23 protein-coding genes and 1 tRNA gene are annotated in these 24,586 nt (G+C 64.8%); 15 read left to right on the top strand and 9 right to left on the bottom strand.

The window, feature by feature from the left end:
- Positions 1-263 precede the first annotated feature (263 nt).
- A complete protein-coding gene (locus VIG90_RS04395) occupies positions 264-1,313 on the bottom strand; it encodes a nicotinate-nucleotide--dimethylbenzimidazole phosphoribosyltransferase (protein ID WP_331592237.1) in 1,050 nt (349 codons plus the stop codon).
- A gap of 181 nt (positions 1,314-1,494) precedes the next feature.
- Between VIG90_RS04395 and VIG90_RS04390 the strand changes: the two genes are divergently transcribed.
- From VIG90_RS04390 to VIG90_RS04360, 7 genes are all read left to right on the top strand, one after another.
- Positions 1,495-1,710, top strand: coding sequence for a DUF1289 domain-containing protein (locus tag VIG90_RS04390; RefSeq protein WP_331592236.1), 216 nt, complete (start codon positions 1,495-1,497; stop codon positions 1,708-1,710).
- Entirely contained in the window at positions 1,707-3,137 is a 1,431-nt protein-coding gene (locus tag VIG90_RS04385; protein ID WP_331592235.1) for a mannose-1-phosphate guanylyltransferase/mannose-6-phosphate isomerase, read from the top strand. The genes VIG90_RS04390 and VIG90_RS04385 overlap by 4 nt, the downstream gene beginning before the upstream one ends.
- Positions 3,138-3,255: 118 nt before the next feature.
- Positions 3,256-3,348 (top strand) — tRNA-Ser (locus tag VIG90_RS04380).
- Positions 3,349-3,766: 418 nt separating this feature from the next.
- Positions 3,767-4,153, top strand: a complete 387-nt coding sequence (gene sdhC, locus VIG90_RS04375; RefSeq protein ID WP_331592234.1) for a succinate dehydrogenase, cytochrome b556 subunit — start codon at positions 3,767-3,769, stop codon at positions 4,151-4,153.
- 10 nt (positions 4,154-4,163) lie between these two features.
- Positions 4,164-4,538: a succinate dehydrogenase, hydrophobic membrane anchor protein gene (sdhD, locus tag VIG90_RS04370; protein ID WP_331592233.1), complete on the top strand. Its 375-nt coding sequence runs from the start codon at positions 4,164-4,166 to the stop codon at positions 4,536-4,538.
- A 2-nt stretch (positions 4,539-4,540) separates the two neighbouring features.
- A complete protein-coding gene (sdhA, locus tag VIG90_RS04365) occupies positions 4,541-6,328 on the top strand; it encodes a succinate dehydrogenase flavoprotein subunit (protein WP_331592232.1) in 1,788 nt (595 codons plus the stop codon).
- Between the two features lie 264 nt (positions 6,329-6,592).
- A complete protein-coding gene (locus VIG90_RS04360; protein ID WP_331592231.1) occupies positions 6,593-8,023 on the top strand; it encodes an aldehyde dehydrogenase family protein in 1,431 nt (476 codons plus the stop codon).
- Between the two features lie 177 nt (positions 8,024-8,200).
- On the opposite strand, the gene VIG90_RS04355 is transcribed toward VIG90_RS04360, so the two are convergent.
- On the bottom strand, positions 8,201-8,569 hold the full coding sequence (locus tag VIG90_RS04355; protein WP_349257188.1) for a response regulator: 369 nt from the start codon (positions 8,567-8,569) through the stop codon (positions 8,201-8,203).
- A gap of 217 nt (positions 8,570-8,786) precedes the next feature.
- Here VIG90_RS04355 and VIG90_RS04350 point away from each other — a divergent pair, with 217 nt between their 5' ends.
- The 3 genes from VIG90_RS04350 to VIG90_RS04340 all read left to right on the top strand — a co-directional run bounded on the left by VIG90_RS04350 (position 8,787) and on the right by VIG90_RS04340 (position 11,682).
- Positions 8,787-9,773 (top strand): bifunctional riboflavin kinase/FAD synthetase, encoded by a 987-nt coding sequence (locus tag VIG90_RS04350; protein WP_331592229.1) that lies wholly within the window; start codon positions 8,787-8,789, stop codon positions 9,771-9,773.
- Between the two features lie 156 nt (positions 9,774-9,929).
- The gene (gene bioB / locus VIG90_RS04345; RefSeq protein WP_331592227.1) at positions 9,930-10,892 is read left to right on the top strand and encodes a biotin synthase BioB; all 963 of its coding nucleotides are present in this window, start codon (positions 9,930-9,932) and stop codon (positions 10,890-10,892) included.
- A 127-nt stretch (positions 10,893-11,019) separates the two neighbouring features.
- Complete coding sequence (locus VIG90_RS04340) at positions 11,020-11,682, top strand: hypothetical protein (RefSeq protein WP_331592226.1); 663 nt, start codon at positions 11,020-11,022, stop codon at positions 11,680-11,682.
- A gap of 106 nt (positions 11,683-11,788) precedes the next feature.
- On the opposite strand, the gene VIG90_RS04335 is transcribed toward VIG90_RS04340, so the two are convergent.
- Positions 11,789-12,424, bottom strand: coding sequence for a cation transporter (locus tag VIG90_RS04335; RefSeq protein ID WP_331592225.1), 636 nt, complete (start codon positions 12,422-12,424; stop codon positions 11,789-11,791).
- Between the two features lie 103 nt (positions 12,425-12,527).
- On the opposite strand from VIG90_RS04335, the gene VIG90_RS04330 reads away from it, so the two are divergent.
- The 4 genes from VIG90_RS04330 (at position 12,528) to VIG90_RS04315 (ending at position 17,266) form a co-directional block, all read left to right on the top strand.
- Positions 12,528-12,965 (top strand): helix-turn-helix domain-containing protein, encoded by a 438-nt coding sequence (locus VIG90_RS04330; protein ID WP_331592223.1) that lies wholly within the window; start codon positions 12,528-12,530, stop codon positions 12,963-12,965.
- A gap of 458 nt (positions 12,966-13,423) precedes the next feature.
- The gene (gene ileS / locus VIG90_RS04325; RefSeq protein ID WP_331592222.1) at positions 13,424-16,276 is read left to right on the top strand and encodes an isoleucine--tRNA ligase; all 2,853 of its coding nucleotides are present in this window, start codon (positions 13,424-13,426) and stop codon (positions 16,274-16,276) included.
- Entirely contained in the window at positions 16,266-16,826 is a 561-nt protein-coding gene (lspA, locus tag VIG90_RS04320) for a signal peptidase II (protein ID WP_331592221.1), read from the top strand. The genes ileS and lspA overlap by 11 nt, the downstream gene beginning before the upstream one ends.
- Positions 16,823-17,266, top strand: a complete 444-nt coding sequence (locus VIG90_RS04315; RefSeq protein WP_331592220.1) for a DUF3035 domain-containing protein — start codon at positions 16,823-16,825, stop codon at positions 17,264-17,266. The genes lspA and VIG90_RS04315 overlap by 4 nt, the downstream gene beginning before the upstream one ends.
- An 89-nt stretch (positions 17,267-17,355) precedes the next feature.
- On the opposite strand, the gene VIG90_RS04310 is transcribed toward VIG90_RS04315, so the two are convergent.
- From VIG90_RS04310 to VIG90_RS04285, 6 genes are all read right to left on the bottom strand, one after another.
- Complete coding sequence (locus VIG90_RS04310; RefSeq protein WP_331592218.1) at positions 17,356-18,765, bottom strand: serine hydrolase domain-containing protein; 1,410 nt, start codon at positions 18,763-18,765, stop codon at positions 17,356-17,358.
- Positions 18,766-18,897: 132 nt separating this feature from the next.
- The gene (locus VIG90_RS04305) at positions 18,898-19,434 is read right to left on the bottom strand and encodes a GNAT family N-acetyltransferase (protein ID WP_331592217.1); all 537 of its coding nucleotides are present in this window, start codon (positions 19,432-19,434) and stop codon (positions 18,898-18,900) included.
- Positions 19,435-19,518: 84 nt separating this feature from the next.
- Positions 19,519-21,057: a DegQ family serine endoprotease gene (locus VIG90_RS04300; RefSeq protein WP_331592216.1), complete on the bottom strand. Its 1,539-nt coding sequence runs from the start codon at positions 21,055-21,057 to the stop codon at positions 19,519-19,521.
- 64 nt (positions 21,058-21,121) lie between these two features.
- Positions 21,122-21,313, bottom strand: a complete 192-nt coding sequence (locus VIG90_RS04295; protein ID WP_331592215.1) for a DUF2065 domain-containing protein — start codon at positions 21,311-21,313, stop codon at positions 21,122-21,124.
- A gap of 126 nt (positions 21,314-21,439) precedes the next feature.
- Positions 21,440-22,237: a protease modulator HflC gene (locus VIG90_RS04290; RefSeq protein WP_331592213.1), complete on the bottom strand. Its 798-nt coding sequence runs from the start codon at positions 22,235-22,237 to the stop codon at positions 21,440-21,442.
- Between the two features lie 18 nt (positions 22,238-22,255).
- Entirely contained in the window at positions 22,256-23,305 is a 1,050-nt protein-coding gene (locus VIG90_RS04285; protein ID WP_331592212.1) for a protease modulator HflK, read from the bottom strand.
- A gap of 73 nt (positions 23,306-23,378) precedes the next feature.
- Between VIG90_RS04285 and VIG90_RS04280 the strand changes: the two genes are divergently transcribed.
- Positions 23,379-24,500 (top strand): Mrp/NBP35 family ATP-binding protein, encoded by a 1,122-nt coding sequence (locus VIG90_RS04280; RefSeq protein ID WP_331592211.1) that lies wholly within the window; start codon positions 23,379-23,381, stop codon positions 24,498-24,500.
- The last annotated feature ends 86 nt before the right edge of the window (positions 24,501-24,586 follow it).

The raw sequence follows: 24,586 nt of genomic DNA, 5'->3' as shown, positions 1-24,586 counted from the left end.
AATACTGTACCATTACTCACGGATCCCTCATTCACGGTGCGCCTTTGGTCCGGACGACCTGCCGCTACAAGCAACGAAGCGCGGCAATTCGCACAGCTTGCCTGAACGCACGATTACGGGGCCATTGCTCCAGCGAAACATCACCTGAGCAGCTTCTTCGACGTCATTCAGACTATCCGACTTTCATTAACAAACCACTTCCGAGGAGACGTCATCCGGGCAAGCACCCCGGCCGTTGCAAGATCCTGATGGCCTGAAAGGGTTTACCCCTCCTCTGCGGCATCGCTCAGCAGTCCCTGCATCTGCTCGGCGGTTGCACAACCAGCATGGATTTCGCACGCGGCACGAACGATCTGAGCGGCCAGCAAGGCCGAAAGACCGTCACCTTTTTCAATCCCCAGGTCGAGTAAAGGTTCCGCATTCAGGGCCTCGATCAGCCGGTCGTGAGCGGCCGAACCGTCCCGCGCCGCTACAAGGCAATGATCGGCCAGGCCCGGCTGCACCTTTTCAAGGACGGCGGCCGCCACAAGCGCCTCGTAGCCGTCGAGAACCACGGCAACGCGCTGGGTCCGCGCGGCAAGAATCGCACCTGCCAGCGCCGCCAGTTCGCGGTTACCCACCTGATGCAGCACGCGCAACGGATCGCCCGTCACCCAGGCCTCGCCGTTGCGCACGGCTTCCACCTGCCGCACGGACTGGGCGTAAGGCGCTGACAGGGCCACGTTCTGCCCGGCCAGCCAGTCGGTCGGCTCGCCGCCGAACAGAGCCAGCGCCACCGCTGCCGCCGCTTCCCGGCTGCCGACGCCGAACGCGCCAAGGCACAGGACATCCGCCTGGCTTGCCACCGCTTCCATGCCGAACGCCATGGCCGCCACGCACTCGCGGTCGCTCATCACCACGCCTTCGGCGGCGTTGGGCGCCGGGCGTTCCACCGCCAGGTCGAAAACCTTCAGCCCCACGCCAAGGCTCGCCGCCAGCGGGTTGGCGGTTGCGCCGCCTGCGGAGAGCAGCAGGATGCGCTTGCGAATCTCGTCCTCGGCAGTGCGCGCCTGTTCCTCGCCCAGCCAGCGCTGCGCACCGGCGAACAGGCACAGCTCGATGCGGTTGGCCACCGGCTCCTTGCCCTGCCAGCCTGCCAGCCACACCGGCAGCGCCCCCAGACGCCCCCGCTCGCTCGTCGGGAAATAGAGCGCGCGCTGGTGCGCCTGCGCTGCGGCTGCCGCCGCCTCGTCGCGCCCCGGAGCATTGGCGGCGATGGCACGGATATCGTCCAGCGGGAGGCCGCTCAGTTCGGGCACGGGAGGATTGGTCATGACGCTCTACCTTCTTGGCGTTGTTCACGGCTTGGCAATTGGCGATCAAGTAGGGTTCATGCCGGTTTGAACAAGTCAGGCCGGCGAGGCGCCCTATATGGTCTCTCGGCCGCTTCATTGAGGATTGCGAGCAACTGTGCAAGGCCCCAGTCGATTCACCCGCTCACGCTTCGCAGCACCCGTGCGCCCGAACCCTGCCTCTTCCGGCGGGGTGCCGTCGCCGTGCGTGAACGTCTGCAAGCTGGATGACGCGGGGCGGCATTGCGTGGGCTGCGGCCGCACGATAGAGGAAATCAGCCGGTGGTCCGCCATGACCGCCGAGGAGCGCAGGGACGTTCTGGCGCGGCTGGCGCGGAAGCAGTCCCCAACGCTCGGCATGGGAGAAAAGCCGATATGACCGCAAAGACGATCTGGCCCGTCATCCTGTCCGGAGGCTCCGGCACCCGATTGTGGCCCCTCTCCCGTTCACTTTATCCGAAGCAACTGCTGCCGCTGGTCGATTCCAGCTCCATGCTTCAGGCGACCATCAGCCGCGTGAAGGACGCGGGCCGGTATCACCCCCCGGTGCTCGTCGCCAACGAAGAGCACCGCTTCATCATCGCCGAGCAACTGCGCCAGGCGGGCTCCGAGGCAACGGCCATCATTCTGGAGCCCGAGGGGCGCAACACGGCACCGGCCATCGCCCTTGCCGCGCGCTTCATTCTGGAGCGCGACCCGGAAGCGCTGCTGCTCGTCATGCCGTCCGATCACCTGATCCGCGACACCGCCGCCTTCGCCGTCGCCATCGATGCCGCCGTTGCCGCCGCAGAGGAACGCCGCGCGCTCCTCACCTTCGGCATCCGGCCCGACCGGCCCGAGACCGGCTATGGCTACATCTGCTGCGGCGCGCCGCTCGGCGCGCATAACGACGTGCATCAGGTGGACCGCTTCGTCGAGAAGCCGGACCTTGCCACGGCCGAGAGCTATCTGGCGGACGGCAACTACGTCTGGAACAGCGGCATCTTCCTGTTCAGCGCCGCGGGATATCTGGAAGAGCTGGCCCAGTTCGAGCCGGAAATGGCGTCCGCCGCCGAGGATGCCGTCAGTGGCGGTGCGTGGGACAGCCTGTTCTTCCGTCCCGAGCGCGAAGCCTTCCGCCGCAGCCCGTCCAACTCGGTGGACTACGCCGTGATGGAGCGCACCCGCCGCGCCGCCGTGGTGCCGGTGGACATGGGCTGGTCTGACGTCGGCTCCTGGGCAGCGCTCTGGGAGGTCAGCCCCAAGGACGACAAGGGCAACGCCCTGACCGGCGACATTCTGGTGGAGGGCACGCGCAACTGCTACGCCCGCACCAACGGCCCCGCCATTGCGCTGGCCGGCGTCGAGGATCTCATCGTCGTTGCCACGCCTGACGCCGTGCTCGTCACCTGCCGCGAACGCTCGCAGGACGTGAAGCTGATCGTTGATCAGTTGAAGGCCGGCGGGCGCGACGAGCACATGGTGCATACGGTCGTGCATCGTCCGTGGGGCAGCTATCAGACCACCGACCGGGGCGACCGCTTCCAGACCAAGCGCATCATGGTGAAGCCGGGCGAGAAGCTGTCACTGCAGAAGCATCACCACCGCGCCGAGCACTGGATCGTGGTTCAGGGCACCGCCCGCGTCACCCGGGGTGACGAGGTGGTGGACCTGCACGAGAACGAATCCACCTTCATCCCCATCGGCGTGACCCACCGCCTTGAGAATCCGGGCAAGATTCCGTTGCATATTATCGAGGTGCAATCGGGCTCCTACCTCGGCGAGGACGATATCGTCCGCTTCGAGGACACCTACGGCCGGGGCTGAAACCTGCGCAAAAGGGGCCGATCCCGGCCCCTTTTGACAAAATGAAGAATTATTTGGCGTTTCGATGCAGATGCGCCGTTGAACAACTGAAAAGCCTTCGCTATAGGGCGATGCACAAGGTGACGTGGCCGAGCGGCTGAAGGCGGCGGTTTGCTAAACCGTTATACGGGGATAACCCGTATCGAGGGTTCGAATCCCTCCGTCACCGCCATTTTCCCAGACATTGCAGTTGCTATCGCAGTTCCGCTGAGCCGGCCTCTCCGGCCGGACGGGCAGCGCGTTGACGGCCACAGGTCGTGCGTTCACGGCCCAACTGCGCGGTTGCACGCCGGACTCCCTGCTCACGTGTCGGTTATTTCCGCAGTCGCCCGGTTTCGTGCCGAGAAATTGCGCGTCAGGCACATTTTCATCGATTATTCTTCGTCCCTCCTCTGCACAACTGCACTGAAATCAAGGCGAATTGCGCCGGAATGCCATGCTGGCAGGACGGGTTGCGTCCATGGCAAAGGCCGTTTGCGGCCACAAATTCCCTCGCCAAATGTTTTGTTTCGACATTTCGACCTTCCATCCTCCGGACTTGCGGACTAAAGCGATGTCACAAATGGGCAGTCTGATTGGGCGATAAAAACATGGCAAACCGCGCACGGCCGCTTTCTCCGCACCTGCAAGTGTATCGCTGGCGGGCGAATATGACGGTCTCGATCCTGCATCGAGCCACCGGCGTTGGCCTCACCATTGCTGGCGCTGGCATTCTTCTTTGGTGGCTTATTGCCGCCGCAACCGGAGCTGAGGCCTATGCCCAGTTCCTCGAGGCCGCACGCCATCCGGCGGGCCTCTTCGTGCTGTTCGGCCTGACCGCCGTTTTCTGGCAGCATTTCTTCTCCGGTCTGCGTCACCTGTACATGGATACCGGCGCTGGCTTCGAGCCGGCCAAGAGCCGCCAGCTGGCTTCGCTGACCTTCCTCGGCACCGCTGTGGCGACCATCGCCACCTGGGCCCTGATCTTTTTCGCGTAAGGAGTCGGACATGCGTACGGAACTCGGCAAGGTCCGCGGCCTCGGCGCCGCCAAATCCGGCACCGCCCGCTGGTGGATGGAGCGCGTCACCTCGATCGCTCTGATCCCGCTGTCGATCTGGCTTCTGGCCTCCCTCGTGTCCGGCGTTGCTGCATCGCACGCCGTTCTGACCGAGTGGGTCTCCAACCCGCTGGTGGCCGTGCTGCTGGTGCTGTTTGTCGCCGTCACCTTCTACCACGCCGCCCTTGGCATGAAGGTCGTGGTGGAAGACTACGTCCATGAACACGGCAACAAGATCGCCAGCCTGCTGCTGGTGGACTTTCTCGCCATCGTCGGCGGTCTCGCCGGCATTGTCGCTGTTCTCAAGATCGCGTTCGGAGCCTGAACATGGCTGAAGCCTACAAGATTATTGACCACGTCTATGACGCCGTCGTCGTCGGCGCCGGCGGTTCGGGCCTGCGCGCAACCATGGGTCTTGCCGAAGCCGGCCTGAAGACCGCGTGCATCACCAAGGTGTTCCCCACCCGCTCCCACACCGTGGCCGCCCAGGGCGGCATCGCGGCATCGCTGGGCAACATGGGTCCGGATCACTGGACCTGGCACATGTTCGACACCGTGAAGGGTTCGGACTGGCTGGGCGACCAGGACGCCATCGAATACCTCTGCCGCGAGGCTCCCAACGCCGTGTACGAGCTGGAACACTACGGCGTTCCGTTCTCGCGCACCGAAGAGGGCAAGATCTACCAGCGCGCCTTCGGCGGCATGACCCAGAACATGGGCAACGGCCCGGCTGCCCAGCGCACCTGCGCCGCGGCTGACCGCACCGGCCACGCCATGCTGCACGCTCTGTACCAGCAGAGCCTGAAGTACGAATCCGACTTCTACATCGAGTACTTCGCCCTCGACCTGATCATGGTCAACGGCGAGTGCCGTGGCGTCATCGCCATGTGCATGGAAGACGGCACCATCCACCGCTTCCGCTCGCACGCCGTGGTTCTGGCCACCGGCGGTTATGGCCGCGCCTACTTCTCCGCCACCTCCGCCCACACCTGCACGGGTGACGGCGGCGGCATGGTGATCCGCGCCGGCCTGCCGATGCAGGACATGGAATTCGTGCAGTTCCACCCGACCGGCATCTACGGCGCAGGCGTGCTCATCACCGAGGGCGCACGCGGCGAAGGCGGCTACCTGACCAACTCCAAGGGCGAGCGCTTCATGGAGCGCTATGCTCCCTCGGCGAAGGACCTGGCTTCCCGTGACGTCGTCTCCCGCTCCATGGCCATGGAAATCCGCGAAGGCCGCGGCGTGGGCAAGGAAGGCGACCACATCTACCTTCACCTGAACCACATCGCGCCGGACGTTCTGGCCGAGCGTCTGCCGGGCATCACCGAGACCGCGCACATCTTCGCAGGCGTCGACCTGCGCAAGGAGCCGATCCCCGTGGTTCCGACCGTCCACTACAACATGGGCGGCATCCAGACGAACTATCACGGCGAAGTCGTCACCCTGAAGGACGGCAACCCGGACACGGTCGTGCCGGGCCTGTTCGCAGTGGGCGAAGCAGCCTGCGTGTCGGTCCACGGCGCCAACCGCCTGGGCTCCAACTCGCTGATCGACCTCGTGGTGTTCGGCCGCGCCGCTGCAAAGCGCGTTGCCGAGATCGTGAAGCCGGGCACGGCTCACCACCCGCTGCCGTCGGATTCTGCCGACATGGCCCTGGGTCGCCTCGACAAGTTCCGCTACGCCAAGGGCGGCACGCCGACCGCGCAGCTGCGTCTGGCCATGCAGAAGACGATGCAGGCAAACTGCGCCGTGTTCCGCACCGACGAGATCCTTCAGGAGGGCATCCAGAAGATCGACCAGGTGCAGAGCGGCATGGCCGACATCGGCGTCTCCGACCGCTCGCTGGTGTGGAACACCGACCTGATCGAGACCCTCGAGCTCGACAACATGATGCCGCAGGCCGTCATCACCATGCACTCCGCAGCGAACCGCAAGGAATCGCGCGGCGCGCACATGCACGAGGACTTCCCGAATCGCGACGACGAGAACTGGATGAAGCACACGCTCGCCTGGTTCAACGAAGGCAAGGTCGACATCGACTATCGTCCGGTTCACACCTACACCCTGACCGACGAGATCGAATACGTGAAGCCGAAGGCTCGCGTGTACTGATCCCTTCCCTCAGGAAGAACCAAACGGAACGGGCGCTGGAGCAATCCAGCGCTCTTTCTTTATGCACCGCTTCCCAGAGCCTCTAACCGTTCGCCCTTACGGGCGGTGACCGGCCGCGAATCGAAAAGGTGTGTTCTCCGGCAGGGGATTGACCGCCCACCCGATTTCCCGAACATCCGTTCGTGTTTACCTCTGTCCCAAGACCAAGCCTCGCCCTAGACTTTAGGGCACGCCTCTTCATCGTTTGCGGGAAAAGGAAGTCTCATGGAGCATACGACCCAGTTCTACATCAACGGCGCGTGGGTGGAGCCGGAAGGCAGCAGCCGTCTCGATGTCATTAACCCGGCGACCGAGCAGGTCATCGCCCAGATCGCCCTTGGCACCGAAGCCGATGTAAACAAGGCCGTGGCCGCCGCTCATGACGCCTTCCCGGCCTGGAGCGCCACCGCGAAGGAAGAGCGGCTCGCCCTGCTCGACCGAATCATCGAGGCCTACAAGGCCCGGTACAACGACATCGCCGAGGCGATTACCCAGGAAATCGGCGCGCCGGTCACCCTCGCCCAGAAGGCGCAGGCCGCCATGGGCCTTGCCCACCTGAAGACCACCCGCGACACGCTGGCTGACTTCGCGTTCGAGGAACAGCTGGGCACCAGCCACATCTTCCGCGAGCCCATCGGCGTCGTTGCCATGATCACGCCGTGGAACTGGCCGATCAACCAAATCGCCGCCAAGGTCGCCCCGGCGCTGGCCGCCGGCTGCACCATGGTGCTGAAGCCGTCCGAGATCGCGCCGCTCAACGCCATCCTCTTTGCCGAAGTGCTGGAAGAAGCCGGCGTTCCGGCCGGTGTGTTCAATCTGGTCAACGGCGACGGCCCGACCGTCGGCACCGCCCTCTCCGCCCACCCGGACGTGGCCATGGTGTCCTTCACCGGCTCCACCCGCGCAGGCATTCTCGTTGCCAAGAACGCGGCCGATACGGTCAAGCGCGTGGCGCAGGAGCTGGGCGGCAAGTCCCCCAACATCATTCTGGACGATGCCGACTTCCAGAAGGCCGTGGCCGGTGGCTTTCGCCACGTCTGCAACAACTCCGGCCAGTCCTGCAACGCGCCGACCCGCATGTTGCTGCCGCGCAGCCGCTATGAGGAAGCTGTCGCCATCGCCAAGGCGACCGCCGAGAAGATCGTCGTCGGCGATCCGCACCAGGAAGGCGTCACCTACGGTCCGGTCGTCAGCGAGACCCAGTTCAACAAGATCCAGGGTCTGATCCAGACCGCCATCGACGAAGGCGCGCGCGTCGTCACCGGCGGCCCCGGCAAGCCGGAAGGGCTGGACGTCGGCTACTACGTGCGCCCGACCATCTTCGCCGACGTCACCAACGACATGACCATCGCCCGCGAGGAAGTGTTTGGGCCGGTGCTCGTCCTCATCCCCTACGACACCGAGGAAGAGGCCGTGCGCATCGCCAACGACACGCCCTATGGCCTTTCGGCCTACGTGACCTCCGGCAGCCTTGAGCGGGCCCAGAAGGTCGCCCGCCAGCTGCGCGCAGGCATGGTCCACATCAACGGCGCGCCGATGGACCCGCGCGCTCCGTTCGGCGGCTACAAGCAGTCCGGCAACGGCCGGGAGTTCGGCGTCCACGGCCTGCTCGAATTCCTCGAGACAAAGTCCGTGATGGGCTACGTCGCCGCCTGATGCGGCCAACGGAGGCCGGGGGGCTCCTGACCAAAGGAGCCTCCCGGCCTCGCCGCCGGGTCTTGCCCCGGCCAATCACGTGCACAAACGCCAAAAGGCCGCCGGAATCGGGCGGCCTTCTTTGTGGCGATCGGTCGACCCGCCATCGATTCTGGCGGGCAGAGGTCTACGCGCGGCTTAGAACTCGCCGAGAACCGAAACCAGCTTCTGCTTCAGCGTCTGCGCGTTGAAGGGCTTCACGATGTAGTTGTTCACACCGGCCTTCTTTGCCGCGATGACGTTGTCCGTCTTCGATTCGGCCGTGACCATGATGAACGGCGTGGCCTTCAGTTCGGCGTCCGCGCGCACTTCCTTCAGAAGCTCGTAACCGGTCATCGGCTCCATGTTCCAGTCGGAGATGACCAGACCATACTTCTTGCGACGCATCTTGGAGAGCGCCATCGAGCCGTCCGTCGCTTCGTCGATGTTCTCAAAACCGATCTGTTTCAAAAGGTTATGGACGATTCGCAACATCGTCTTGTAGTCGTCCACGATCAGGATCGGCATGGAGAGGTCGACAGCCATGTTGTTACCCGCAGCTAAGATTTTACCACATCAGGAAGCCTTCCCCGGCTCCCTGCTTGTCAGGCAAGCTACGTAGGTGTCCTAAATTTTCGGTTAAGCAGAGCGCTCCTCCAGAACAACGATGATGAATTGTTGAGATTGTAGGGCTTGGCGCAGCGGCGCTGGAGTTCTATAGACGCCGCAAAATGGAAGTCGTCTCATGGAACTGATTACCGGGCAGCAGCCCTTGCCGGAGTATCTGGCGGGCGGTGTTGCAGCCCTCGGCAACTTCGATGGATTTCACCCCGGTCATCAGGCCGTGGTCCGGCGAGCGGGCGAGCTTGCCGCCGCTTGTGGTGGGCCGCTGCTGGTCATCACCTTCGACCCTCACCCTGCCCGATTCTTCCGGCCCGAGGAGCCGCCGTTCCAGCTCACCTCCATTGCCGAGCGCGCGCGGCTGCTTGAGGCCTTCGGCGTTGATGCCCTTGTCGTGCTCCCGTTCGATGCCGCGCTTGCGGCGCTGTCCCCCGAAGACTTCTTCCAGACCGTGCTGGTTGACCGGCTGCGCCTGAAGGGCGTTACTTCCGGTTACGATTTCACCTTCGGCAAGGCCCGCGCCGGCACCACCGAGACTCTGCAGGCGCTGGCCGCCGCCAACGGTATGGTATCCGCCGTCGTCGCGCCCGTGCGCACGGATGGCGACGAGGTCGTCTCCTCCACCCTCATCCGCACGAAACTGGCGGAGGGCGACGTTGCCGCTGCCTCTCGCCTGCTCGGGCGCTGGTGGGCGATCGAGGGCGTTGTGGAAGGCGGAGACCAGCGGGGCCGCACCATCAACTTCCCCACTGCCAACGTCACGCTGGGCGACTATTCCCGCCCCCGCTACGGCGTCTATGCCATTCGCATGGTGCTGCCGGACGGCCGGGTGGTCGAAGGCGTCGCCAACATCGGCATCCGCCCCACGTTCACGCCGCCGCGCGAGCTGCTGGAGGCCCACCTGTTCGACTTCTCCGGCGACCTTTACGGCCAGAACGTGCGGGTTGAGCTGGTTGAATTCATTCGCCCCGAGATGCGGTTCGACGGACTGAATGCGCTGCGCAGCCAGATCAGCATCGATTGCGCCACCGCGCTCAAGATCCTGCGCCAGCCCGGCTATGGGTATAACCGTTTCAAGCCGCCCCGGCCCGTTGCCAAGACGCAGGCCTAGAACGACTCCGGCCTAGCAAGACTCTGGCCCCGAACATCCCGGCTCGAGTCGGCATGCTATCGCCCCATCGCAGCCCGGACAAAGAGGCGTTGACCCCGCGTCTCGCGCCCATTACCGCTGCCGCACAACAAGAAGCGAGGGAAGGACTGACCGCACATGACTGACGCTGCCATTCGTAACGATTGGACTCGCGAGGAAATCCACGCGCTGTTCGACCGGCCTTTCCTCGATCTGGTTTACGAAGCCCAGACGCTTCACCGTCAGTATCATGCGGCCAATACCGTTCAGCTCTCCCAGCTTCTGTCCATCAAGACCGGCGGCTGCGCGGAAGATTGCGCCTACTGCCCGCAGTCGGCCAAGTTCGCCAAGGACACCGGCCTGAAGGCCGACAAGCTGATGGACGTTGACCTGGTGCTGGAACAGGCCCGCGCCGCCAAGGAAGCGGGCGCGTCCCGCTTCTGCATGGGCGCTGCCTGGACCCGTCCGAAGGACCGCGACATCGACGCCATCTCGCAGATGATCGAGGGCGTGAAGGATCTGGGCCTTGAGGCCTGCGTGACCCTCGGCATGCTGGAGGCCCATCAGGCCAAGAAGCTCGCCGACGCCGGTCTCGACTACTACAACCACAACATCGATACCTCGCCCGAGCACTACAAGGAAATCATCACCACCCGCTCGTTCGACGACCGGCTGGAGACCCTCGCCAATGTGCGTCAGGCAGGCATCAACGTCTGCTCGGGCGGCATCGTCGGCATGGGCGAGACCCGCGAGGATCGCGTCGGCATGCTGCACGCGCTTGCCACCCTGCCAGAACACCCGCAGTCCGTTCCCATCAACCGCCTAGTGCAGGTGAAGGGCACGCCGCTCTACGGTAAGGACGAGCTGGAAAGCCTCGAGTTCGTGCGCACCATCGCTGTTGCCCGCATCATTATGCCCAAGTCGGTCGTCCGCCTGTCGGCTGGCCGCGAGACCATGTCCGACGAGCTGCAGGCCCTCTGCTTCATGGCCGGCGCCAGCTCGATCTTCTACGGCGAGAAGCTGCTGACCACGCCGAACCCGGCAGAGAATCGCGACACCGACCTTCTCAAGAAGCTGGGCATGAAGGCCGCCTGCGCCTGATCGCCCGCCCGCTTCTGAACACACGGAACAAGGGAGGCAGCCAACCCGGTTGCCTCCCATTTGTTTTGGTCGTTTCTTCTACAAGTGGGGCGAGCGCCCCTCATGCCCGCGTAACCGGAGACCGCCCATGAAGCCCCGCATCCAGCTCGACACTGCCCCCCTGCCCGATGGCGGCCAGCTCCAGCTGTTCAAGCGCGACACCGAGTTTTCCATCATGCTCGGCAACATCGAGCTGATGAACAGCCGCCTCAGCAAGTCGGAAGAAGCGCTGGCGACGCTGGTGTGCGAGCGGCTGAAGGACACGCCCTCGGCCAAGCTGCTCATCGGCGGCCTCGGCATGGGCTTCACCCTGCGTGCCGCCCTGCGCACGCTGGGGCCGGACGCCAAGATCACGGTTGCAGAGCTGGTCCCGGACATCCTCACCTGGGCGAAGACCCACATGGCCGACATCTTCGGGGATTGCCTTGAGGACCGCCGCCTCAGCCTCGCCGTGGCCGACGTTGCCGAGTTCATCTTCCCCGGCGCGGCCTACGACGCCATCCTCCTGGACGTGGACAACGGCCCCGAAGGCCTGGTGCAGGATTCCAACAACGCGCTCTACAAGCGCCGCGGCCTGCTGGATGCCCGGGATGCCCTGAAGCCCGGCGGCATCCTCGCCGTGTGGTCGATTACCGGCAACATGCCCTTCACCAACCGCCTGAAGCGCGCCGGGTTCGAGGTGGAGGAAAAGGTCGTCCGCGCCCACGGCACCCGCCACATCGTCTGGCTGGCGACGAAGGTGAAGGGCTGAGACATACAAAAGGGCCGCCTCTCCTCACGAGTGCGGCCCTTTCTCATGACTGGAAGATGGCAAAGGGGTCAGCGCCCCCTTGCATCGCACCCGAACTCCTGAACCCTCACGCCGTCGCTAGTTCCCTCCGCGCGGCCTTGATCACCTGCACGGAGGTGGAGAGGAACAGGAAGGACATCAGCGCAGCAACCGCAAGGTCCGCCCACTGAGTACCGGTGATGGCAACGACGCCTGCCGCGCCAAGGACGGCGAGGTTGCCGATGGCGTCATTGCGGGAGCAGAGCCAGACGGACTTCACGTTGGCGTCGCCGTCGCGCCATTTCCACAGCAGCGCCACCGAGCCGAGGTTGATCGCCAGCGCGAGGAAGCCGATCAGGCCCATGGTCAGCGGCTCCGGCGAACCCACCACGAATGTCCGGTAGAGCGCCGCACCCAGCACATAGGCGGCCACCACACCCAGGCTGATTCCCTTGAGCAGCGCCGCCTTGGCGCGCACGCTCGCCGCCATGCCGATGACCGCCAGCGACAGGCCGTAGGTCATGGCGTCGCCCGCGAAGTCCAGGCTGTCCGCCTGCAGCGCCAGCGAGTCCGCCGCAAGGCCGCCGCCCATTTCGACGAAGAACATCACGGCGTTGAGTATGATCACGATCCACAGCACCTGCCGGTAGCGCCGGTCCGTGCCGTCGAACGTCACCGTGCCGCTCGAACAGCCGCACGCTGTCGAGGCCTGTGTCTTTTGCATCCCGCAACTGCCCGCCATCATCCTGCTCCTTGCGACTCTTCCCTCGATCTCGATGGCTTCCTATCTACGATCTCTAGTCACTAGAGGAGCAAGAGGCTTTTTCATGGCCCACACGATTGGCGACCTCTCCCGCGAGACGGGGGTGAAGATCCCCACCATCCGCTATTACGAATCCATCGGCCTTCTGCCGGAGCCGCCGCGCACGGCGGGCAATCGGCGCGTTTATGGCCGAACGCATCTCGACCGGCTCAACTTCATCCGTCAGGCGCGGGATCTGGGCTTTTCCATCGAGGCGATCACCGCTCTCATCCAGCTTGCCGGGCATCCGGACCAGCCGTGCGTGGATGCCGACCATATCGCGCGCGAGCACCTCACCGATGTTCAGCGCAAGATTGCCCAGCTTCAGGCGCTGGAGGCCGAGCTCACCCACCTGATCGAGCACTGCGCCCACGGCCGGGTGTCCGAATGCCAGATCCTGACTGCCCTTGCTCATCCGTCGGCGGCGAAAGGGTGCAGTCCGGAGTGCGAGAATCCCAACTGAACGTTCGGTTCACAATTTCGTCACTTAGCATTCAGTTACAGTTCAGCCACGAACCACTACTAACAGCCTCGCCGGGGCAATGTTGCGGCTTCGGCAACGGGACTTCGGGTTCGCGCGTCTCTCCCCCGAACTTCAGACGGCTCTGCCGCCAGCGCGTACCCGCTGACCTGGTGTATTAGATCTGTCCTCACTGATCTGATTTCCTCCCCTGAACCCTGGCGCCGGCACAATCGTGTCGGCGTCTTTTTTTGTACCGGTCGCCCGGAGCCGCCCGTTCTGGCAGCCAATCCGCCGCCCATGGCCCTCGACACCTCACTGCTTCCCCGCTAGAACCGGGCACATGCTTGGGTTCCGGTTTGATCTCCGAATTAGTGGCCCGGCCTCGTAACTTGCTCGGGGCCGGGGTTGTTTTGCTTGCTTCGAAAACCTGAACCACACGCCATTTTTGAGTGCCCCACATGACCGCTGACAACAGCCAAGACGCCAAGACCGATTTCCGCGCCACCGTCTTCCTGCCCAAGACCGGCTTCCCGATGAAGGCGGGTCTGGCCGCGCAGGAGCCCAAGTGGCTGGAGCGCTGGGAGAAGCTGGGCCTGTACCAGCGCCTGCGCGAACAGGCCGCCGGCCGGCCGAAGTTCATCCTGCATGACGGCCCGCCGTATGCGAACGGCGACATTCACATCGGTCACGCACTCAACAAGATCCTGAAGGACGTCATCACCCGCGCCCAGCAGATGCAGGGCAAGGATGCGCCCTACGTCCCCGGCTGGGACTGCCACGGCCTGCCCATCGAGTGGAAAATCGAGGAGCAGTACCGCAAGAAGGGCAAGAACAAGGACGAGGTCGACCCGGTCGAGTTCCGCAAGGAATGCCGTGCGTTTGCCGCCCACTGGCTGGGCGTGCAGCGCGAGCAGTTCAAGCGCCTCGGCATCACGGGCGACTGGGAGAACCCCTACACCACCATGGCCTTCGAGGCCGAGGCCACCATCGTTGACGAACTGCTGAAGTTCGCCATGAACGGCAGCCTCTATCGTGGCTCCAAGCCCGTGATGTGGTCGCCGGTGGAAAAGACCGCGCTGGCCGAGGCGGAAGTGGAATACCACGACCACACCTCGACCATGATCGACGTGGCCTTCCCCGTCGTCTCCAGCCCGCGCGCCGTGCTGCTGAAGGCCCGCCCCGTGATCTGGACCACCACCCCGTGGACCATCCCGGCCAACCGCGCCATCGCCTACGGGCCGGAGCTGACCTACCTCGTCATCGACGTGACGGAAGTCACCGACAAGGCCCGCGCCAAGGTCGGCGACCGCTTCCTGGTGGCAGAAAGCCTGCTGGCGGAATTCGCCACCCGCACCGGCATCACCGCGTGGAGCGTCACCGAGTCCCTGCTCGGCGCGCAGCTTGAAGGCACCATTTGCGCCCACCCGTGGCGCGGCCACCCGGAGGCGGGCGGCCACTACGACTTCGACGTGCCCCTGCTGCCGGGCGATCACGTCACCACCGACACCGGTACCGGCCTTGTCCACACCGCGCCGAGCCATGGCGAGGAAGACTTCGCCGTCGGCCAGAAGTTCGGCATCGAAGCGCCGTTCACCGTGGCGGAGGACGGCCGCTACTACGCCTATGTGGCGCTGGTTGCGGGCGAGCACGTGTACAAGGTCGCCCCCAAGGTCTGCGAACTGCTGGAAGGCGTGGGCGCACTGCTGTCGCAGGGCGACATGGTCCACAGCTACCCGCACTCGTGGCGCTCCAAGGCCCCGCTCATCTATCGCAACACGCCGCAGTGGTTCGTCAGCCTGGACAAGACCGGCCTGCGCGCGACCGCGCTGCAGGCGATCGACGACACCACCTGGGTGCCGAGCCAGGGCAAGAACCGCATCCGCTCGATGGTGGAAGGCCGCCCGGACTGGGTGCTATCCCGCCAGCGCGCGTGGGGCGTGCCCATCACCGTGTTCGTGAACAAGAAGACCGGCGAGATCCTGCGCGATGACGCCGTCAACGCCCGCATCGTCGAGGCGGTGAAGCAGGGCGGCGCGGACGCGTGGTACGTCACCCCGGCGCAGGAGTTCCTCGGCAACGACTACAGCGCCGAGGACTTCGAGCAGGCCAAGGACATTCTGGACGTCTGGTTCGACAGCGGCTCCACCCACAGCTTCGTGCTGGAAAGCGGCAAGTGGCCCGCCCTCCAGTGGCCGGCGGACCTCTACCTTGAAGGCTCCGACCAGCATCGCGGCTGGTTCCAGTCCTCCCTGCTGGAGAGCTGCGGCACCCGTGGCCGCGCGCCGTACAACGCGGTGATGACCCACGGCTTCACGCTCGATGGCAAGGGCGAGAAGATGTCCAAGTCCAAGGGCAACGTCATCGACCCGCTGACCATCATCAAGGAAAACGGCGCGGACATCCTGCGCCTGTGGGTGGTCTCGACCGACTATTTCAACGACGTTCGCATCGGCAAGGAGATCCTCGCCGGTCAGGTGGACGCCTACCGCAAGCTACGCAACACCCTGCGCTACCTGCTGGGCGCGCTCGACGGCTTCACCGACGCCGAGAAGCTGCCGGTCGAAGAAATGCCGGAGCTGGAGCAGTGGGTGCTGCACCGCCTCGTCGAGATGGACGAGCACCTGCGCAAGCACGCCAACGGGTTCGACTTTAACCCGTACTACACGGCGCTGCACAGCTTCTGCATCAACGACCTGTCGTCGTTCTACTTCGACATCCGCAAGGACAGCCTCTACTGCGACGCGGTGGACGATACCCGCCGCCGCGCCTGCCGCACGGTCATGGACCTGCTGTTCCGCTGCCTGACCACGTGGCTGGCCCCCATCCTCGTCTTCACCGCCGAGGAAGCCTGGCAGAGCCGCTACCCGTCGGAAGATGGCTCGGTGCATCTGGAGCTGTGGCCGGAGATCGCGCCCGAGTGGCGCAACACCGAACTGGCCTCCAAGTGGAAGCGCATCCGCGAGGTCCGCTCGGTCGTCACCGGCGCACTGGAAGTGGACCGCCGCAACAAGACCATCGGCTCGTCGCTTGAATCCGCGCCGACGCTGTATGTCACGGAATCGGCGGACGCACACTTGCTCTCGACCGTGGACATGGCGGAGATCAGCATCACGTCCGGCCTCAAGGTCTCGCTCGACGACGCCCCGGCCGATGCCTTCACTCTGGAAGACGTTGCCGGCGTCGCCGTGCTCACGGCACGGGCGGAAGGCCACAAGTGCGGCCGCTGTTGGCAGGTTCTGCCGGAAGTAGGCGCTGATCCGGCTCGTCCCGAGCTGTGCATTCGCTGCGATGAGGTGGTAAATGCGGCCTGACCCGGCCTTCTCCGGCTGGCCGCGTCCTTCCAGTGAGGGTGAGCCGCCGCGCATGTACCACCGGTCGCTGGGCCTGATCTTCGCCGCGTTCGTGCTCGTGGCGGATCAGGTGTCCAAGTGGTGGATTCTGGACGTTTTCCGCCTGCCGGAGAAGTTCACCGTACCGGTGATCGACGGCTTCCTGCACCTCACCATGGTGTGGAACCGCGGCGTCTCCACCGGCCTGCTCACCGCCGAGAGCGATCTCGGCCGCTGGCTGCTGACCGCGCTCACCGCCGCCATCGCCATCGGCGTTGCCGTGTGGATGTGGCGGGAGAACAACCGCTGGCAGGCGGTGGCGCTGTCCGCCATTCTCGGCGGGGCCATCGGCAACATCATCGATCGGGTCCGCTTCGGAGCCGTGGCGGATTTTATCGACGTCAAAGGCATCCCGTACTGGGGCTATGTGTTCAACGTCGCCGATGCGGCCATCACCATCGGCGTTGCAGTCATCCTGCTTCTCAGCCTAAGAAAGCAGGAACAGAACGACAAAGTGGAGTCGGCAGAATGATCAGCACCCGCACCCTTCTCGGGCTAAGCGCCGCGGCCCTTCTGGCCCTCTCCGGCTGCAGCAGCGGCCCCAAGAATTTCAGCTCGTCCACCGGCGGGCCGGACGAACTGGCCGTGGCCCGTCAGGCCCCGCTGGTCCTGCCGCCGGATTTCAACCTGCGCCCTCCGCGGCCGGGTGAGCCGCGCGCTCAGGAAGTGGACGCACAGAGCCAGGCCGTCGAGGCCCTGTTCGGCGCAGGCGCGCAGGTTGCGCCCAAGTCCGCTGGCGAAGAAGCCCTGCTGGAAGACGCCAACGCCCAGCACGCCGACAGCAACATCCGCACCGACCTGCGCAGCGACGGCACCACCGTCGCCAACAAGGGCGCATTCCTGAAGGAACTGCTCGACGCCCAGCCCGGCGACCGCGCACCGGATTCGGCAACGGTGGCCAAGGCCGGCTAAGCCCCAAAGGCCAATCCCAGAATCAGAAAAAGCGGCGCTTCATGCGCCGCTTTTTTGTGTGGGAAAGCCTGGCTACTTCGCCAGGCCACCTACTTCGTCAGCCCATATGTGCGGTGATGCCAGCGGGAGTGGAGTCGACCGCAGGCACTATCGCGGGTGGCCAGACAGAGGAAGATCGTGCCGCTTTCCGGATAATAGCTTGCCGCCACATTCATGCCGTACGAGTCGCCGCCGTGGCCCCAATATGAAGAGTCGCCGCGAACGGTAACAAAGCCGAGGCCGTACCACGACGGGTCACCCGGCGTCGTTGCCAGCTCCAGCAAGCCGGGCGGAAGCATCTTGCCCGCGCTCAGGGCACGGAAGAACCCAAGCATGTCGTTCGCGCTCGCCACGCCGCCCCCGGCAGGCGTTCCGCGCCACGGCAGCACATCCCGATGTGAGATAAGCTCAGGCTCTTCGCCGAAAAAGGTGGTATAGCCGGTCGCGACGCCTTCCAGATGTTCAAGGTCAGGAAAACCGGCATTGGTCATGCCAGCCGGCTCGAATATGTGGCGCTTCACATAGTCGTAGTAGGTCTGACCGCTCACGCGTTCGACCACCGCTCCGAGCAGCAGGAAGCCGTAGTTTGAATAGTCAAACTTGCTTCCCGGCGGGAAAAGCGGAGCGCGTGCGCCATTTAATTGAATGATGTCATCAATGGTCCGGACCCGCGCCCGATTGGGCCCCTCGTCGCGCGCAAGGATGCCAATATCATCCGTGCCGCCCCTGTGCTGAAGCAACTGGCGGATCGTTGCCGTCGCCATGTCCTTGTTGGGGTAGTCGGTCAGGTACCGCCCGAACGGGGCATCCAGGTCGACCTTGCCTTGTGCCACCAATTGCAACACCGCAACGGCGGTGAACATCTTGCCCGCTGATGCAAGGAACATCGGCGTGTCGGCCGTGATCAGGGCTTTCTCCGTCTTGTTCAGAGTGCCCCAGCCCTCACTCCACACCTCGCCGTTGCCGTTGGCAACCAGCAGCGCCCCGGCAAACTTCTGGCGCGCCGCCAGCCGGTCCGCCGTTGCCACCATTGCGTCGATCGCGCTCTGGGGCGACAGCGCGAATGATTTCAGCTTGAACTCTTTCGGTACGGTATCACCGGCCACTGCGAATTTGATGGTCAGCCGGTGCAGAGCCGGAAAGCACCGCTCGGCCAGCAGCACGCTCATGGCCAGCGGCGTTCGCGTCGCCGGCTCCATCCGCACCACATCGAAGCCGCAGGTGTCTTCTGCCTGGTCGATTGCAAATGTCGGCTCCGGGTCGTCGAGATATCTGCCGTAGAATGCCTTGATGCCTGCCTTGTCGCCGGAATTGAAAACGCTGATCCATTCGCGGAATACCTCCTCGACAGGCGCCGCTGTTGGTAGTGCGCCTTTTTCAGCCTCGGCACCTGCGAATGCAGGACTGAATGAAGGCAAGCCAAGCACCAGTAAGAGAGTGGCAGCAACGGACATTCGCATTCTGAACCTCTCGACCAGCCGCTGAATTACCACATACAGACTATAATTTTTAGATTGTCGGTCGAGAAGTAAAAAACGCGCGTACGATCCAAGGCAAACAGGAGGGGTAAGCCCCTCCTGCGAATAAACTGGTCAGGAAACCGCGTCCCACGCCACCCGCACTGCCGGGATCTTTCCGCCGTGGGGCGCGTCGTCGAGGAACTCCTCCACTTCCTTGCCCTGCCAGCGGGCGTAGGCGGCCCGTGCAGCGCCATTGTCGGCATAGACGAACAGATACAGCCCTTGGGTGCCGTCGCGTCCCTTAGCCCATTCTGCGGCCCAGTCTGCGCCCGCGTTGAACAGCTTGCGCCCGAGGCCGCCGCCGCGCGTGCCAAGGGCGATGTGCAGGTTGTCGATGTAGTGACCCCAGCGGGGATCGGCGTTTGGCACGATGCGAATGAAGCCCGCCAGCGCGCCGCCTTCCTCCGCAACCAGCACGGCAGAGTTGCCTGCGGCCATGTCGGCGAGCTTACCCGTCCAGGCCAACTGCATCTCGGCGGCAAGCGGGCCATCCAGATACTCATCCGGCATGATGCCGCGATAGGCGTCCCGCCAGTTGGCAGTGTGCAGCGCCGCAATGGCATTCGCGTCTTTCGATCGTGCGAACCGGATCGTTGCGTCTTTCTGCATGGCGCCCCCCTTCAAAGCAGTTCCCCCGCCGAAGGACGGGCCTCGGGCGGGGGAAGCTGGATAATCGGCCTGTGGTGTTCAGATTTACTTCTTGGCCGGGGCCGCCGTCTTTTCCTTCACCGCCATCATCTTGACGCCGATGTGGATGACGTCCGGGCCGCGCTGCACCAGCAGCACCACCGCGTCACGGCCGGAGTTGCGGGCCTCGTCCACCAGCGCGGCCGCTTCGGCCGGCGCGGAGACGCGCTTCTGGTTGATGCCCAGCAGCACGTCGCCGGGGCGCAGGCCCTTGGCGGCGGCATCGCTGGCCGGGTTCACGTTGGAGATAACAACGCCGGTCACGTCCGCGCCGAGGCCGAGGCGCTGGCGCACTTCCGCCGTCAGCGGCTGCAGGCCGAGGCCGAGGTGCTGGCTGGTGACCCTGTCGCCGTTGGACTTGGTGTCCTCCTGTTGCGTCTCCGGTGCCGGCGGTGCGCCGTCGCCATCCGGGCGCTCGGCAACCGTTACGCGCAGCGTGGCGGGCTTGCCCTCGCGCAGGATCTCCATGTTCACGGTCGAGCCGATGGTGGTATCGGACACGATGGACTGGAGCGACTGCTGGCGATTCACTTCCTTGCCGTCGAATTTCAGGATCACGTCGCCCTGGCGCACGCCCGCGCGTCCGGCCGGGGTGTTGTCCTCAATGCCGGCAACGATCGCACCCTTGGGCTCCTTGAAGCCCAGACCCGCCGCGATATCTTCCGTCACCGGCTGGATGCGCACGCCGAGCCAGCCGCGACGCACCTTGCCCAGGCTGCGCAGCTGATCAACGATCGGCTTGGCCTGATCCGCCGGAATGGCGAAGCCGATGCCGATGTTGCCGCCGGTGGGCGACAGGATGGCGGTGGCGATGCCGATGACCCGGCCGTTGTTGTCGAACATCGGGCCGCCCGAGTTGCCCCGGTTGATCGAGGCATCGGTTTGAATCAGGCGGTCATACTGGCCCACACCGATCTCGCGATGCAGGGCCGAGACGATGCCCGCCGTCACCGTCACGCCGAGGCCGAACGGGTTGCCGATGGCCAGCACCCAGTCACCCACGCGCGCCTTGGTGCTGTCGCCCCACTGCACGTAGGGCAGGCCCTTGGCCTCCACCTTCAGAAGTGCCAGATCGGTTGCCGGGTCCCGGCCCACCACGCGCGCTTCGAAGCGGCGGTCGTCGTTCAGGATGACCGTGATCTTGTCCACCACCGTTTGGCCGTCGCGGCCGGTGATGACGTGGTTGTTGGTGACGATGTAGCCTTCCGGATCGATGATGAAGCCGGAGCCCAGCGAGCGTGCCTCGCGGGTGATCGGCTCCCCCTCGCCGCCTTCGCTCTGGCCGCGCTCTTCCATGAAGCGGCGGAAGAATTCCTCAAGCGGAGAGCCCGGCTGAAGCTGGGGCATGCCGGGGATCTGGCGGCCCACTTCCACCTGCTGCGTCGTCGAGATGTTCACGACCGCCGGCTGAAGCTGCGCGGCGAGATCTGCAAAGCTCTCAGGAGCCGGGCGCGCCAGCGCCGGTGCCTGTACAGCCCCGATGGCCGTGCCGGCGAGGGCAACGGCAAGCATTGCCGAACGAAGAACGGTAAAGCGGCTACGCACGGGTCAGTTCTCCTGATTGGTTATCTTGTTTTGTATTCGTTATGGTCGCAAGACCCTAGCACGATCAAGTGCCGCTGCGGGCGAGCCATAGTAGAATAAGACCAATGAACGCCGCAGCGAGACCAGCCGCCCGTACAATCCTGTCGGGCGTGGCCAGAACCTGCACGATCATGCGGCGCATGGCATCGGGAAAAAGGGCGTAGGCCGCTCCCTCGAGGATCAGGGCCACGGCGAGTGCGGAAAAGAAGTCCACCATAGAGGCGTCTGGCATCACCCGTTGGGGAAGAAGGCAGGCCGGAGAGGGACCGGCCAGCAAGGGACAGGCTGGGCGCGGCGCAGCGGCATGTGTCGCCGCCGCGCCGCGAGAGCCCGCGTCGCCGGATTAGCGGCGGCCCTGCATCTGCTGCAGGAACTCGCTTTGCGGCGAGAGGATGATCGAGGTGTTTTCCTTCACCATCGCTTGGCGATAGGCCTGCATCGAGCGGTAGAAGGCGAAGAACTCGGGATCCTGACCGAAGCTGTCGGCGTAGATCTTCGCCGCCTCGGAGTCGGCCTCAGCGCGAATGATTTCAGCCTGCTTCGCGCCCTGTGCGCGGATGGCGCGGGCTTCCTGCTGACGCGCCGTGCGCATGCGCTCGAACGCCGAGTTCAGCGGATCGCCGGTGGGCAGGTCGGCGCGCTTGATCCGGACGTCCACGATCTCCGCGCCAAAGCGCTTGGCTTCGCGGTTGACCGAGTTCTGCACCACTTCCATCACCTCGCCGCGCTCGGGAGAGAGCAGCGCGGTGAACGGCTGGCGGCCCAGCTCGTCGCGCAGGCGCGAGGCCAGAATGCCGGACAGGCGGCGCTTTGCGCCTTCTTCCGAACCCACGGAGCGATAGGTGGTCAGCGGATCGACGATGCGGAAGCGGGCGAAGGCGTCCACCACCAGCCGCAGCTGGTCGGTCGACAGCACTTCCTGCTGCGGCATGTCGAGGTCGAGGATGCGCTTCTCGAGGAAGATGATGTTCTCGATGAGCGGCACCTTGAAGGAGATGCCGGGGTCGCGAATGATGCGCTGCGGCTTGCCCAGGCGCAGGACAATGGCCTGCTGGGTTTCGCTGACGGTGAACATGGCGCTGGACAGCACGATCAGGCCGAGAACCGCCAGCGCGACAATGCCAAGGAAGGAACGGGACATGTCTGTTCTGGCCTCCGGTTAATCTTGTGCCGTCGTGGCCGCGGAAGCCGCGCGCCGCTTGTTCAGCTCGTTCAGCGGCAGGTAGGGAACCACGTTGTTGCTGCTGGAGTCGAGGATCACCTTGTCCACGTCAGAGAGCACGTCTTCCATGGTTTCCAGATAGATGCGCTTGCGCGTCACGGCCGGGGCCAGCTTGTACTGCTCGTACACCGCATTGAAGCGGGCCGCCTCGCCCTGCGCCTTGGCCACCAGCTGCTGCCGGTAGGCGTTCGCCTGGTTGAGGAAGCTCTGGGCGTCCTGCTGCGCGGCGGACACGTCCTTGAATGCCTGCTCCGCGGCCGCCGGCGGGTCCACCTGGCGGAAGAACACGCCGGTCACTTCAACGCCTGCATCGTAGCTGTCCAGCACTTCCTGCATGCGGTTCTGCACCCGCTGGGCCACCTGACCGCGCTGCTCGCCGATGGCGGCGTTCAGCGGCGTGGAGGAGATGGCCTCGCGCATGGCGGATTCCGCCACTTCGCGAATGGTCAGCTCGGGGTTGGCCACGCGGAACAGGAAGTTCGGCGCGTCGGAAATTTTCCAGCGCACCGTGTAGGAAATGTCCACGATGTTCTGGTCAGAGGTCAGCACCAGCGTTTCGGTCGCACGGTCGGCAGCGCCGATCTCGATGGTGTTTTCCTGCGTCACCTTGGGCTTGGTCACCGTCTCGAACGGCGCCGGCAGCTTGAAGTGCAGGCCCGGGTAGCTCTGGCGCACATATGCGCCGAACCGCTGAACCACACCCACCTCGTCCGCGTTCACCCGATAGATCGAGGATGTGGCAAGCCACAGCAGAACGAGCGCGCCCACGGCCAGGCCGAGAACGTTTCCGCCACCCGTGCCGCCGGGCAGGGTTGCGCGCAGACGCTCTTGTCCGCGCCGGATCAGATCATCAAGATTGGGAGGCTGTTGCCCGCCGCCGCCGCCACCGCCCCCGGAGCCACCGCCCCAGGGATTGCGCGGACCACCGCCGGAACCGCCTCCAGACCCCCATGGGCCGCCGCTACCACCATTGTTTTGCCAGGGCATTCTATTCCTGCTGCTTTCCTCGTGCTTGAGGGCTTATATAAGCGCCAAATTCGACAAATGCGAGCCTTGCGCCATGACTTTAAACCGCGAAATCATCCTGGACACCTTGCGTTCGGTCACAGATCCGGCCACGGGGCGCGACATTGTCGCGTCGGGTTTCGTCACCGGGGTGACCATCCGCGGTGATCAGGTCGGCTTCGTGCTGGAGGTCGATCCCGCTGCCGGCCGCACAAAGGAGCCCCTGCGCGAGGCGGCGGAGCGGGCCGTGCGCGCGCTCCCCGGCGTTGCCGGCGTGACCGTGGTGATGACCGCCGAACGCCCGTCCGAGGCTGCACGCTCCGGCACTTCCCCGTCTTCCGGTCATGGCGGCCATGGCGCACCCTCGCAGGAGCCGTCAGGCATTGCGCAGGTCGGCCGGATCATCGCCGTCGCCTCCGGCAAGGGCGGCGTCGGCAAATCCACCGTGGCCGCCAACCTGGCGCTGGGCCTTGCTCATCTGGGGCTCGACGTCGGCCTGCTCGATGCGGACATCTACGGCCCGTCCGTCCCCAAGCTGCTCGGCCTCAACAAGAAGCCGGAGACGGACGGCAAGAAGCTGCGCCCGCTGGAAGCCTTCGGCATCAAGGCCATGTCCATCGGCCTGCTGGTGGAGGAAAGTGCGGCCATGATCTGGCGCGGGCCGATGGCCACTTCCGCGCTGATGCAGATGATGACGGACGTGGCGTGGGGCCCGCTCGACGTGCTGGTGCTCGACATGCCGCCGGGCACGGGCGACATTCAGCTGACGCTGGCCCAGCGCACACCGCTGGCAGGCGCGGTCGTCGTCTCCACCCCGCAGGATCTGGCGCTCATCGACGCCCGCAAGGCCGTCACCATGTTCCAGAAGGTGAGCGTGCCCATTCTCGGCGTTGTCGAGAACATGAGCACGTTCGTCTGCCCAAGCTGCGGCAGCACCAGCCACATCTTCGGCCACGGTGGCGCGCGGGATGCTGCGTCGGAAATCGGGGTACCGTTCCTCGGCGAAATTCCGCTCACCATGCAGGTGCGCGAATGCTCCGATACCGGTCACCCGGTTGTCGTCTGCAATCCGTCCAGCACGGCAGGCGGCGCGTTCCTTGCCATCGCCGACGAAGTGGCTGCGGGTTTCGAGACCGTCCGCCAGAAGCCCATGCCCGCCATCCACATTGTGGACTGAACAGCAGGTTTGGTGGGACAGTCGACAGGGCTAACGATTAATTCGCATCCGTTATCAAGGCGAATGGCTAAGTTACGGAAGCCAAA

Origin of the sequence: Pedomonas sp. (assembly GCF_036515995.1) — a bacterium.
GTDB lineage: Bacteria > Pseudomonadota > Alphaproteobacteria > Sphingomonadales > Sphingomonadaceae > Pedomonas.
The sequence above is the reverse complement of the archived record's forward strand: the minus strand, read 5'-3'. Positions and strand labels throughout refer to the sequence as shown.

Excerpts from the sequence above, each read along its gene's own strand:
- VIG90_RS04395 (WP_331592237.1), bottom strand. The coding sequence starts at position 1,313 with ATGACCAATCCTCCCGTGCCCGAACTGAGCGGCCTCCCGCTGGACGAT.
- VIG90_RS04385 (WP_331592235.1), top strand. The coding sequence starts at position 1,707 with ATGACCGCAAAGACGATCTGGCCCGTCATCCTGTCCGGAGGCTCCGGC.
- sdhC (WP_331592234.1), top strand. The coding sequence starts at position 3,767 with ATGGCAAACCGCGCACGGCCGCTTTCTCCGCACCTGCAAGTGTATCGC.
- sdhD (WP_331592233.1), top strand. The coding sequence starts at position 4,164 with ATGCGTACGGAACTCGGCAAGGTCCGCGGCCTCGGCGCCGCCAAATCC.
- sdhA (WP_331592232.1), top strand. The coding sequence starts at position 4,541 with ATGGCTGAAGCCTACAAGATTATTGACCACGTCTATGACGCCGTCGTC.
- VIG90_RS04360 (WP_331592231.1), top strand. The coding sequence starts at position 6,593 with ATGGAGCATACGACCCAGTTCTACATCAACGGCGCGTGGGTGGAGCCG.
- VIG90_RS04355 (WP_349257188.1), bottom strand. The coding sequence starts at position 8,569 with ATGCCGATCCTGATCGTGGACGACTACAAGACGATGTTGCGAATCGTC.
- VIG90_RS04350 (WP_331592229.1), top strand. The coding sequence starts at position 8,787 with ATGGAACTGATTACCGGGCAGCAGCCCTTGCCGGAGTATCTGGCGGGC.
- bioB (WP_331592227.1), top strand. The coding sequence starts at position 9,930 with ATGACTGACGCTGCCATTCGTAACGATTGGACTCGCGAGGAAATCCAC.
- VIG90_RS04340 (WP_331592226.1), top strand. The coding sequence starts at position 11,020 with ATGAAGCCCCGCATCCAGCTCGACACTGCCCCCCTGCCCGATGGCGGC.
- VIG90_RS04335 (WP_331592225.1), bottom strand. The coding sequence starts at position 12,424 with ATGCAAAAGACACAGGCCTCGACAGCGTGCGGCTGTTCGAGCGGCACG.
- VIG90_RS04330 (WP_331592223.1), top strand. The coding sequence starts at position 12,528 with ATGGCCCACACGATTGGCGACCTCTCCCGCGAGACGGGGGTGAAGATC.
- ileS (WP_331592222.1), top strand. The coding sequence starts at position 13,424 with ATGACCGCTGACAACAGCCAAGACGCCAAGACCGATTTCCGCGCCACC.
- lspA (WP_331592221.1), top strand. The coding sequence starts at position 16,266 with ATGCGGCCTGACCCGGCCTTCTCCGGCTGGCCGCGTCCTTCCAGTGAG.
- VIG90_RS04315 (WP_331592220.1), top strand. The coding sequence starts at position 16,823 with ATGATCAGCACCCGCACCCTTCTCGGGCTAAGCGCCGCGGCCCTTCTG.
- VIG90_RS04310 (WP_331592218.1), bottom strand. The coding sequence starts at position 18,765 with ATGCGAATGTCCGTTGCTGCCACTCTCTTACTGGTGCTTGGCTTGCCT.
- VIG90_RS04305 (WP_331592217.1), bottom strand. The coding sequence starts at position 19,434 with ATGCAGAAAGACGCAACGATCCGGTTCGCACGATCGAAAGACGCGAAT.
- VIG90_RS04295 (WP_331592215.1), bottom strand. The coding sequence starts at position 21,313 with ATGGTGGACTTCTTTTCCGCACTCGCCGTGGCCCTGATCCTCGAGGGA.
- VIG90_RS04290 (WP_331592213.1), bottom strand. The coding sequence starts at position 22,237 with ATGTCCCGTTCCTTCCTTGGCATTGTCGCGCTGGCGGTTCTCGGCCTG.
- VIG90_RS04285 (WP_331592212.1), bottom strand. The coding sequence starts at position 23,305 with ATGCCCTGGCAAAACAATGGTGGTAGCGGCGGCCCATGGGGGTCTGGA.
- VIG90_RS04280 (WP_331592211.1), top strand. The coding sequence starts at position 23,379 with ATGACTTTAAACCGCGAAATCATCCTGGACACCTTGCGTTCGGTCACA.